Source organism: Achromobacter sp. DMS1 (assembly GCF_001270295.1).
The window spans coordinates 18,526-29,203 of the sequence record NZ_LHSJ01000074.1 but is presented as its reverse complement, the minus strand read 5'-3'; the positions used below and the strand labels follow the sequence as shown (position 1 = coordinate 29,203).

At 63.2% G+C, this 10,678-nt stretch carries 8 protein-coding genes, 6 tRNA genes and 1 pseudogene; 13 read left to right on the top strand and 2 right to left on the bottom strand.

Translation table 11 applies throughout. From position 1 onward, the window contains the following. Positions 1 to 808 (bottom strand): annotated as a pseudogene (locus AD428_RS10915) (aldo/keto reductase); the annotation flags it as partial. Positions 809 to 1,191: 383 nt separating this feature from the next. Between AD428_RS10915 and AD428_RS10910 the strand changes: the two are divergent. From AD428_RS10910 to AD428_RS10855, 13 genes are all read left to right on the top strand, one after another. Beyond that, positions 1,192 to 1,267, top strand: a tRNA-Ala gene (locus AD428_RS10910). A gap of 52 nt (positions 1,268 to 1,319) precedes the next feature. Then, a tRNA-Glu gene (locus AD428_RS10905) sits at positions 1,320 to 1,395 on the top strand. Between the two features lie 53 nt (positions 1,396 to 1,448). Further along, positions 1,449 to 1,525, top strand: a tRNA-Asp gene (locus tag AD428_RS10900). Positions 1,526 to 1,626: 101 nt separating this feature from the next. After that, positions 1,627 to 1,702, top strand: a tRNA-Ala gene (locus AD428_RS10895). Positions 1,703 to 1,747: 45 nt separating this feature from the next. Further along, positions 1,748 to 1,823, top strand: a tRNA-Glu gene (locus AD428_RS10890). Positions 1,824 to 1,866: 43 nt separating this feature from the next. Continuing rightward, positions 1,867 to 1,943: transfer RNA gene (locus AD428_RS10885), tRNA-Asp, on the top strand. 441 nt (positions 1,944 to 2,384) lie between these two features. Then, on the top strand, positions 2,385 to 3,548 hold the full coding sequence (locus tag AD428_RS10880; protein WP_152968047.1) for a tyrosine-type recombinase/integrase: 1,164 nt from the start codon (positions 2,385 to 2,387) through the stop codon (positions 3,546 to 3,548). Between the two features lie 61 nt (positions 3,549 to 3,609). After that, entirely contained in the window at positions 3,610 to 4,164 is a 555-nt protein-coding gene (locus tag AD428_RS26065; protein ID WP_152968046.1) for a hypothetical protein, read from the top strand. A gap of 258 nt (positions 4,165 to 4,422) precedes the next feature. Continuing rightward, the gene (locus tag AD428_RS10875) at positions 4,423 to 4,761 is read left to right on the top strand and encodes a type II toxin-antitoxin system RelE/ParE family toxin (protein ID WP_053245175.1); all 339 of its coding nucleotides are present in this window, start codon (positions 4,423 to 4,425) and stop codon (positions 4,759 to 4,761) included. Continuing rightward, positions 4,758 to 5,039 carry a helix-turn-helix domain-containing protein gene (locus AD428_RS10870; protein ID WP_053244314.1) on the top strand — a complete coding sequence of 94 codons (282 nt, stop codon included), beginning with the start codon at positions 4,758 to 4,760 and terminating at the stop codon, positions 5,037 to 5,039. Before AD428_RS10875 ends, AD428_RS10870 begins: the two co-directional genes overlap by 4 nt. Positions 5,040 to 5,451: 412 nt before the next feature. After that, positions 5,452 to 6,942: a helix-turn-helix transcriptional regulator gene (locus AD428_RS10865; RefSeq protein WP_053244313.1), complete on the top strand. Its 1,491-nt coding sequence runs from the start codon at positions 5,452 to 5,454 to the stop codon at positions 6,940 to 6,942. Positions 6,943 to 7,191: 249 nt separating this feature from the next. Further along, positions 7,192 to 8,184, top strand: coding sequence for a biotin synthase BioB (gene bioB, locus AD428_RS10860; protein WP_369798691.1), 993 nt, complete (start codon positions 7,192 to 7,194; stop codon positions 8,182 to 8,184). Next, the gene (locus AD428_RS10855; RefSeq protein WP_053244311.1) at positions 8,184 to 9,047 is read left to right on the top strand and encodes a DMT family transporter; all 864 of its coding nucleotides are present in this window, start codon (positions 8,184 to 8,186) and stop codon (positions 9,045 to 9,047) included. Before bioB ends, AD428_RS10855 begins: the two co-directional genes overlap by 1 nt. Positions 9,048 to 9,087: 40 nt before the next feature. On the opposite strand, the gene AD428_RS10850 is transcribed toward AD428_RS10855, so the two are convergent. After that, entirely contained in the window at positions 9,088 to 10,605 is a 1,518-nt protein-coding gene (locus AD428_RS10850; RefSeq protein ID WP_235489824.1) for an MFS transporter, read from the bottom strand. Positions 10,606 to 10,678: the final 73 nt, after the last annotated feature.

The following is a 10,678-nucleotide window of genomic DNA, read 5'->3' as shown; positions in this document are numbered from 1 at the left end:
GCCAGGGTCCAGGCCGCCGCCACCGAAGCCACCGTGGCGCCGTGCCGCTCCGCCACCGGCTTGAGGGCTTCGGCCAGCGCCAGGTTTCTTTCGAGCCGGGGGCTCTGGAATTCGGCGTTGCGGCTGCGCCAGTCGTCCTGGGGCAGGGCCGCGGCGCGCGCGGCGCTGAACCCGCCCGTCAGCAACCCCGACTGCATGGGGCTGTAGACGATGACGCCCGTGCCGTGCGCCGCGCACCAGGGGATGAGGTCGGCCGCCGCCTCGCGCTGGATGGCTGAAAACGGCGGCTGCAGCGTGTCCACGTGCCCCAGCGCCTCGGCGGCCTGCAATTGGGCCAGGTTGTGGTTGGACAGGCCCACCGCCCTCACCTTGCCTTCGCGCCTGAGATCGAGCAGCGTCTCCCAGTAAGCCTCCAGCGGCGTGCCGTCGCCGGCCGGCCAGTGCATCTGGTAGAGGTCGATGCGCTCCACGCCCAGCCGGCGCAGCGAATGCTCCAGCTCGCGCCGGATGCCGGCGGCGCGCCCGTGCGGCGCGGCATGGCCAGCGGCTGCTCCTCCGACCAGGCGAGGCCGCATTTGGTGAAGACGTAGGGCCGTTCGGAAGGCGCCATCTGCGCCAGCGCCCGGCGCACGATTTCCTCCGAATGACCCAGTCCGTACACCGCCGCCGTGTCGATCCAGTTGATGCCCCGGTCCACGGCGCGGCGGATGGCGGCGATGGAATCCGCGTCGTCCTGCGCGCCCCAGCCTACCGCCCATCCATTGCCGCCCATGGCCCAGGCGCCCAGCCCGATCCGCGTAACGGACATGCCGGTCGCGCCCAGGGGACGGGTCGGAAACGAGGTCTGCGAGTTCATGCTGGTCTATCTCCCGCCGGCCCGGCCGGCTGCTGGGACTGCCCGAAATCATAGCGCCGCGCGCGGTCTCGCAGGCGGCGGCCCGCCTGTCGGCCCGCGCCGCAAGCGCCATGCCCGTCAGCGAGCCGCCGTGCCGCGGCTTTCCCGCCATATTTTTCTCCGCCCCCGGTTTTTAACTTTTTTTATGAAACGACTTGCACGCCAAATTCAGTTCGTGCATAATCTCGTTTCTTCGCCAACGGCACTAAACAAAACCGGCTGCGAGGGACGAAAAAGCGGCAGAAAGCAGTATCGCCCGCTTTTAATCCAGGCGCATCGGGGCTGATTAGGGATACGGGGGTATAGCTCAGCTGGGAGAGCGCTTGCATGGCATGCAAGAGGTCAGCGGTTCGATCCCGCTTACCTCCACCAGTCGAAAGCGAAGTTGCAGTAAAAAGAGCAGTAATCCGCATGACAAGTCCAAGTCCCCTTCGTCTAGAGGCCTAGGACATCACCCTTTCACGGTGAGTACAGGGGTTCGAATCCCCTAGGGGACGCCAGCTCGCTGGCACGGTCATGTGGAAATGCGCACAGTAGTGAAATACGCCGCTGCGGAGCGGTAGTTCAGTTGGTTAGAATACCGGCCTGTCACGCCGGGGGTCGCGGGTTCGAGCCCCGTCCGCTCCGCCAAGCACTCGCTGCCGTGCTCATGCCCAGGCTCCGTTTTCGGGGCTTTTTGCTTTTATAGAGTGTGAGACCTTGTTTTCGCCTCGGCGGACACAGGGATTCCTGGGGGTATAGCTCAGCTGGGAGAGCGCTTGCATGGCATGCAAGAGGTCAGCGGTTCGATCCCGCTTACCTCCACCAGTTTCTCCTCTGTAGAAGCATTGCAGTAAAGCAGTATCTGTACGGGTCCCCTTCGTCTAGAGGCCTAGGACATCACCCTTTCACGGTGAGTACAGGGGTTCGAATCCCCTAGGGGACGCCAGCTCGCTGGCAAGTGACACAGCAGTACGAAAGAAAACCGCTGCGGAGCGGTAGTTCAGTTGGTTAGAATACCGGCCTGTCACGCCGGGGGTCGCGGGTTCGAGTCCCGTCCGCTCCGCCAAGAATGCAATAAAATCAAGCACTTACGTAATTTAAGTGCTTTTTTTTCGTCTTGATTTATATTCCAAAGTCGGGTTTTTCGTTCCAAAGTTTGGACTATCCGACTTTCGGGCTGGCTGGAAAGCCGCGCCAGGCCTAGCTTTCCGAGTTGGGTCACCTTAAAGAATACCGGCCCATGCCGCCGGTATTCTTACCCCCTCTCCCCTACTGATTTATGCACCCGAATGGGTGCGCATTACACTCCGCTCATTATGCGATGCGCAATGCGCATTTCGCAATACCCTCTCCAGGAGCACAACGAGCGACGTTCAGACGCCCCTGCCATGCCTGCGAAACATAGCGGCCCTTTTCGCAAACGCCTCCCATCAGAGAGCGCCCCCACCCGCTGCTCGGCGCCACAAGCCCTGAATCCATTAACACACTCAAATCAGGGAGATATTTCATGCATGGTCAGCACCAAGCTGGTTCCCTACCTTCTCGCGTCTATGAAAGGCACGGGGTAAGAATCTATTCCATCGGCTACAAACGCCCCAATGGCACATGGGCCTTTCGCCTAAGCTGCCACATTTCCGACCAGGAAGAAATCGCTGCACTTCGGGAGGAAGCAATACATCGAGCTACAGGGGATCAACAAGACTGCCTACACAGCAAAACGTTCTCTGCCGTTGCCAAGCACTGGCTCAACTGGCAAAAGACCCTGCCACCGGACTCAGCAGAAAAACGGGCCGATAGCACATTGACAGAAAACGAAAGGGAGGTAGCGCAACTCATTCGGGCCTTTGGCAGAAGAAGAGTCACAGCGCTGACCAAGGTTGACGCGTACACCTATCTGCGCGACGCTCAAAGCAAGGGTCGCTCCGCGAAGGGCAACAAAGAAATCGCATTGGCTAGACTCATCCTTGAGTATGCCGTCACGCTTGGCATCCTGATCAACAACCCGTTCGACCGGGTGAAGAAGTCAAAAACCAAACGTACCGCGCGTTTGGTGACGGACATTGAGATGGATCTGGCGGTCAGAGCTGGCCGACAGATGGGCGGGCAATACCTGGTGGTTGCCTTGGCATTGAAGACGGCTTGGCTATGCCTACGCCGCTCTGTTGAAGTCCGAGCGCTCCAGGTGCAGCAAATCAACGAGCAAGGCATCTCCTGGAAGGCGGGGAAGATCCGACGTAGTGATGTGCCCATTGTGGGCTTGATACATTGGAGTGCCGAACTCAAAGCCACGGTCGATGAGGCCCTTTCCTTGCGAGGTCCAAACCCGTCGCAGGAGTGCTTTGTGTTTGGAACCTGCACCGGGGAGCGATACACGAAAGGCGGCTGGAAAATCATGCTGCACAAGCTCATGGTGAAAGCACAGACACTTGCAGATGAAGAGAACGCGCCCTTCCAGCGCTTTTCCCTTCAGGATTGCCGCCCCAAGGGTATCACGGACAAACTGGCCTCGGGCCATGATGATGTGATGGATGCGACACTGCACTCTTCTGAACGGATGATCCGGGACGTGTATGATCGTCGACGGGTGCGGGAGGCGACGCCTGCCCGATCGCAAGAAGCACCTGTACCAGGGGTTCCTAGAACGTCTGATTACGGCCAAAAGCGGCCGTAAGCTGGATCCCGGCTATCGGAATGCCGGAAGCTTATAGATTTGTTAAATACGGAGAAATAAATTGGTAGTTGAAAAAATGATTCAATGGCCGCCACACTCAAAAATAACCTGTCTGGATTTTGACAATAAAATTATTGCGGAATCAAAGCGAAGCAGGTTGGATCTTTCCGACTCATTAATGCTTCATTATCATGAGGAAAAACCGCTGACTTGTTATGTTGAGGTGTCGACAAAATCAAAAGAATGGAAATGCTGGAACTCTATTAATGTGAGGCGCGTTGAATCCAGAATTGCTTATGATCTTGAGTTTGATGGCTATAAAGTAAAAATTGATCGCATAAGCAAACCGAGTAAAGCTTTATGCAAGCGACCTTTTAGGTGGTTACTCGAAATAAGTGCAGATTATGGCGACAAGGGCTTATCGGAGGAAAGAAAATCCATTGGCACTAGATTCAGGGTTGCCCGGGGTGATGCATCCATAAAGACGATTCAAGCGGAGATAGAGAGAATATTTGGGCTACCGCGCGGATGTGTTTGCTTGTTCACTCCTGAAAATAAAAAAGCCAAGCCACGCTCCTTAATAAAGAGCCTCAGAAACAAGTGGAAGAATGGCTAATGGCCACCCGACTGTCAGCTCAGGGTCGAAAACGGCCGGTCGCTAGTGCGGGTTCAGCCGGGGAACGCAAAACGTATTCCAGATGCACAAAAAACGACGTTTCTGGGCCCGTACATGCCTGCGATAGGTAGCGGGTTCTTTCCCAAGGGCTTCCCCTTAGAGAACGTTCCCTGCCTATCTTTGAGCCAGCAGCCGCTACGACAGTAAAGAGATAGCATTGAGCTTGCCAGAACATACAAAATATTGTATAAATCTCGCATGCTGCCATCCAAGCCTGTCGAGTTCCTCGGAACCTCACTTGATGATCTTCGTGCCTTCCCGCCCTCTGCCAAGCGCGAAGCGGGTTACCAGATCGATCAGGTGCAAAACGGTTGGGAGCCGGACGACTGGAAGCCTATGAAAGTAGTGGGCCAAGGTGTCAAAGAAATCCGCGTTCACGATAGTGAGGGCGCTTTCAGGGTCATCTACATCGCCAAGTTCGCCGATGCCGTCTATGTGATCCACTGCTTTCAGAAAAAGACGCAGAAAACCAACAAGGCGGATATAGATCTGGCCTCGAAACGTTATCGAGACCTATTGCAGGAACTAAGCAAATGAGCAACCAACGATTTGCCAGCATCTGGGATGCCATCGAAGACACCCAGGAAGTCGCGGAAAACATGAAGCTTCGTTCAACCCTGATGACGGCGCTTAGGCACCACATAGTCCACGCCAAGATGAGCCAGGCCGAAGCCGCCAAGATTTTTGGCGTGACCCAGCCCCGCGTCTCTGACCTGATGCGTGGAAAAATCAATGTTTTTGGTCTTGATGCACTGGTCAATATGGCCGCTGCCGCTGGACTGCACATTGAGATGCGCGTACTTGAGCCTGCCTAGGGCTGGGCCCAAGGTTTCGAGTCAGAAAATTTGGAATAAAAGTCTGCAAACCCGCATGAAATCGACACGTTTTTGACACTTTTTGGAATACGATTTGGCTCGAAACCCGCATAAACATTGACTTCGATACCGTTCCTGTCACGCCGGGGGTCGCGGGTTCGAGCCCCGTCCGCTCCGCCAAGCTTTCCCGCCGTCCGGCCCGCCGGACACCGGAACGCACGAAACCCGACGCAAGGCTCCGTTATTTCACGGAGCCTTTTGTTTTGGCCTTGCGTTTTGATCTTTCGTTTTCCAGGCCGGGCGCCGGTCGCGCCGGCGTCCATCGGGGGCATCGTCCTTTTTGGCCACTGGACAGTCCCGCCGCCCGCCTGCATTCTTGATGCCGTTGCCCATCCGACCGAACGAGGGGTCAGTGACCGCATCTCCCGCCGCGCCGCAGGCGCATCGCCAGCACTTGCAGCACATCATCGCCGGTTTGAGCGAGGGCATCATCGTGCTGGAGCCGGATGGCGCGGTGGCATGGGCCAATGCCAGCGCGCTCGCGCTGCATGCCGTGACCAAGCCCGCGGACCTGGGCGGCACGCCGGCGGGCTACCGCAAGCGCTATGCGCTGAAATACCGCAACCGCCATGCCGTGCCGCCCCGACAGTATCCGCTGGACCGCCTGGCCGCGGGCCAGTCGTTCGAGGATGTGCTGTTCGAGCTGCATGCGCGGAACAACCCCGGCCAGGTCCGCTACGTGGCCGCGCGCGGCCTCAGCCTGAACGGCGAGTCCGGCGCCGAGTACCGGGTGCTGATCCTCACCGACCATACCGAACGCTTCGACGCCGAACAGCGCTTCGAGCGCACGTTCGCCGCCAATCCGGCCCCTGCCCTGATCTGCCGGCTGTCCGACCTGCGCTACGTGAAGGTGAACGCGGGTTTCCTGGAAATGACGGGCTACACCCGCGAGGCCGTGCTGGGGCGGTCCACCTATGAGCTCGACGTGCTGGACGGCGACCCCGACAAGGAAGCCGCGGTGGCCCTGCTCAACGAAGGCAAGACCATTTCGCAGCGCGAAGGCGTGATCCGGCTGCCCGACGGCTCCGGCAAGTTCGTGGTGGTGGCGGGCCAGCCCATCGACATGCACGGCGAACCCTGCATGCTCTTCACTTTCATCGACCTGGAAGCGCGCAAGCGCACCGAGCTTGCGCTGCGCGAAAGCGAAGAACGCTTTTCCACCGCTTTTCGCCTGGCGCCGGCTCCCATGGCCTTGTGCGAAGCCGAAACCCTGTCGGTGCTGGAGTCCAACGACGCCTTCGCGGCCGCCACCGGCGCCGATGCCGCCCGCTCCGCCGGCCAGCCCCTGCCCGCCCTGGGCGCACACCTTACCGAGGACGTGCTTGCCAGCCTCAAGAACGGAGAGAGCCTGCGCAATCGCGACATGGCGCTCGCCACCCCCGACGGCGAGGTGCTGGATTGCCTGCTGTCGGCCGAACCCGTCACCATCGGCGGCTCGCGCCGGATGCTGATCGTGATGCAGGACATCACGGAGCGCAAACGCTCGGAATCGGAGCTGCTGGCGGCCATCGAGGCCGTGATGCGCGACACGTCCTGGTTCAGCCGCGGCGTCATCGAGAAGCTGGCGCAGTTGCGCCAGCCCTCGCCCTCGCGCGACGTCGCCGAGCTCGCGCAGCTCACGCAGCGCGAGCGCGAAGTGCTGGGGCTGATCTGCCAGGGCCAGGACGACGACGCCATCGCCCGCGCGCTGGATCTCTCGCGCAACACCGTGCGCAACCACGTGGCCACCATCTACAGCAAGATCGGCGTGCACCGCCGCAGCGCGGCCATTGTGTGGGCGCGCGACCGCGGCATTACCGGCCGCGAGACGCCGCGCCCCCGCCGCAAGCCCGCCCCATCCTGATGTTTACAATTTGAATCAAAATAATCCGCCTCCGCGATCGCCGGAGATGACGCCGGATTGACGATCCAGCAACCCCAAATCGCCGACAACTCCAGCCATATTTCACCATTTACACGTTAATTCACACTCAACTCACGGACTTGCATCCGGCGAACCGGCCTTCTTACGATCCGCCCGTCATGCCGCCCCTGCCGGGGCGTGCGCGACCCGACCGCAAGGAGCCCGTTCATGCATATCGCCCACGTTTCCATGCCTTCCCCCAGCCCCCGGCAGCCCGAGATGGCCTGGAGCACGCAAGACATCCTGAAGCTTTACGAACTGCCGTTCATGGACTTGCTGTTCCGTGCGCAGGAAGTCCACCGGTCGAATTTCGAGCCCAACACCGTCCAGCTTTCCAGCCTGCTGTCGATCAAGACCGGCGGCTGCCCGGAAGACTGCGCCTACTGCCCGCAGTCGGCCCGCTACGACACGGGCGTGGACGCGGAAAAGCTGATGCCGCTGGACGAAGTGGTGGCCGCGGCCCGGGCGGCGCAGGCCGCCGGCGCGCAGCGCTTCTGCATGGGCGCGGCCTGGCGCAGCCCCAAGCCGCACCATCTGGAAGCCGTCGCGGAAATGGTGAGCGCCGTAAAGGCGCTGGGCCTGGAAACCTGCGTCACGCTGGGCATGCTGCGCGAAGGACAGGCGGAAGCGCTGAAGCAGGCGGGCCTGGACTACTACAACCACAACCTGGACACCTCGCCGGAGTTCTACGGCAACATCATCTCCACCCGCACCTACCAGGACCGCCTGGACACGCTGGAGCGCGTGCGCGAGGCCGGCATCCACGTCTGCTGCGGCGGCATCGTGGGCATGGGCGAGTCGCGCCGCGAGCGCGCCGGCCTGATCGCCCAGCTCGCCAGCATGGACCCCTACCCCGAATCGGTGCCGATCAACAACCTGGTGCAGGTCGAGGGCACGCCGCTGGCGGGCACGGAGCCGCTGGACCCGTTCGAATTCGTGCGCACCATAGCGGTGGCGCGCATCGCCATGCCGCGCGCCATGGTGCGTCTGTCGGCCGGCCGCGAGGCCATGGACGACAGTATGCAGGCCCTTTGCTTCATGGCCGGCGCCAACTCGATGTTCTATGGCGACGCGCTGCTGACCACCGCCAACCCGCAGGTCGAAGCCGACCAGCGCCTGCTGGCGCGGCTGGGCATGCGCGCCGACGCGGGCGGCGGCCAGTCCTGCGAACGCAACGCCTGATGCCCGGCGCCGGCATGCTCTACCTGGCGGCCAGCGTGGCGTGCAGCGTCACCGTGGCCGCCATGCTGAAGCTGGCGCGCCGCTGGGACGTGGACGTGCGCCAGGCGATACTGGCGAACTACGCGGCGGCCTCGCTGCTGTGCGTGCTGGCGCTGCGGCCCGACACGGCGCGATTGCTGGCGCCGCGCACGCCCTGGGCCGTGCTGGCCGGCCTGGGCGTACTGCTGCCCTCGGTGTTTCTCGCCATGGCGGCCTCGGTGCGCCATGCGGGCGTGGTTCGCAGCGACGCGGCCCAGCGTCTCTCGCTGTTCATTCCGCTGCTGGCGGCATTCCTGCTCTTCGGCGAAACGCCCAGCGGCCGCAAGCTCGCCGCCATCGGCGTTGCCTGCGCAGCCCTGTACTGCCTGCTGCGCCGCCCGCGCGGCGGGCGCGGCGAGGCCGAAGGGCGCGCGGCCTGGCTCTGGCCGCTGGCGGTGTGGGCCGGCTACGGCACGATCGACATTCTGTTCAAGCAGGTGGCGCGGGCGGGCACCGCGTTCGCCGGCGCGCTGCTGAGCGCCTTCGCCATGGCGGGCGTGCTCATGCTGCTCTGGCTGCTCGCGCGCAAGACGGACTGGAACCGCCGCAGCCTGCTCGCCGGCCTCGCGCTGGGGCTGGCGAACTTCGGCAACATCCTCGCCTACATCCGCGCGCACCAGGCCCTGCCGGACCACCCCTCGCTGGTGTTCGCCTCCATGAACCTCGGCGTGATCACGCTGGGCACGCTGGTGGGCGCGCTGGGCTTTCGCGAGCGGCTGAGCGGGCTCAACCTGGCCGGCATCGGCCTGGCGCTGGGCGGCGTCGCGCTGATGGCCTCGGCCTGAGCCGCGCCGAAGCGCGCACCGAAAAGGGCGCCGCTTCCCGCTAGGTGCCGGTGCGCCTGGAACGCTCCCCTTCGAGACCGGGCGCGGCCGGCTCAGGCGCGGCCGGCTCAGGCGCGGCCGGCTCGTCCGCCGCCATCGGCGGTCCGGCCGGTGGCGGTTCGGCCGGTGGCGGTTCGGCCCCGGGCGCCACCGCGTCGGCCGGAAAGGCGGGTTCCGGCGGCCCGGCGGCGGGTTCGGAAACATGCTCGGCCCCGGGCTCGCCGGCCGGCGGCGCGGGCGCGGCCGAGGGATCGGGCTGCACCATTTCGATGGCGATGTCGGTTTCGGGATCCACGCGCGGATCCAGCACCGCCGCCGCCGGCGAGCTTTGCAGCGTGTCGGGCATGGGCACGAAATGCACCGGCGCTTCCTGCACCTGGTGCGCGCCGGTGACGCGGGTGGGCCGCACCTGCCACACCAGGATCAGCGCGCAGGCGGAAATGAAGACGTAGTACATGCTGTGGCCCGCCACGGCCATGAGCATGCCGGCGATCATGGGGCCGACACAGGCGCCCACGCCATAGGTCATGAGCAGCACGGCGGACAGGCTCACGCGGCGCTCGGATTCGACGTGGTCGTTGGCGAAGGCCGCACCCAGCGGATACAGGGTGAACTGCAGCACCCCGAACACGCAGGACATGAGCACCAGCGCCCAGAAGGGCAGCGACACCCAGCCCCACATGACCACGGGCAGCAGCATGAGCAGCAGCGCGTTGAAGCGGATCAGGCCGGCGCGGTTGATGCGGTCGGACAGCCAGCCCATGGGCCATTGCGACAGCAGCCCGGCCGTGACGGCGGCGGCCACGAAAACGGCCGCCTGGGCGGTAGTCATGCCGTCCTTGGCGCCGTAGACCGCCGCCAGGCCGTAGAACGCGCCGGACAGATTGCCCGCCACGAACAGCACCGTCATCGACAGCGGCACGCGCTGCATGAAGAAGCGCACGTCCAGCGGCGCCGGCAGCGGCGTGGGCGGGTGCGAGCGCGCGGTGACGGCAATGGGCACCAGGCAAAGCACCAGGCACATCGCCACCAGCGTCAGCGGCCGCAGATCCAGCGTGGCGTAGGCCGTGAGGGCGAGCTGGCCCAGCACGGTGCCCAGGCCCGACACCACCATGTACACGGAAAACACGCGGCCGCGCTGGTGGTTTTCGGTCTGCTCGTTGAGCCAGCTCTCGATGACCATGAACTCGGTGACCATGGCCACGCCGGACACCACGCGGAACACCAGCCACAGCGGCAGGGAATCGACCAGGGTCTGCGCCAGGATCATGCTGGTGGCCACCGCCGCGCAGGCCACGAAAGCGCGGATGTGGCCCACGCGGATGATGAGCCGGTGCCCGAGCCGCGCGCCGCACACCAGCCCGAGGTAATAGCCGGCGATGAGGGCGCCGATCCAGATTTCGCTGACCGATTGCGCGGTCAGGCGCAGGCCCATGTAGGTATTGAACAGGCCGGTGCCGATCAGCATCAGCAGCGTCGCGAAATAGAGCGACGAGAAAGAGGAAATGGTGGCGAGCATGGCGTCGGGCAACCGCCGCCGCCCCGGCTGGCCGCGCTGGGCCGCGCCGGAACGGCGGTAAAGCGGGTTACGG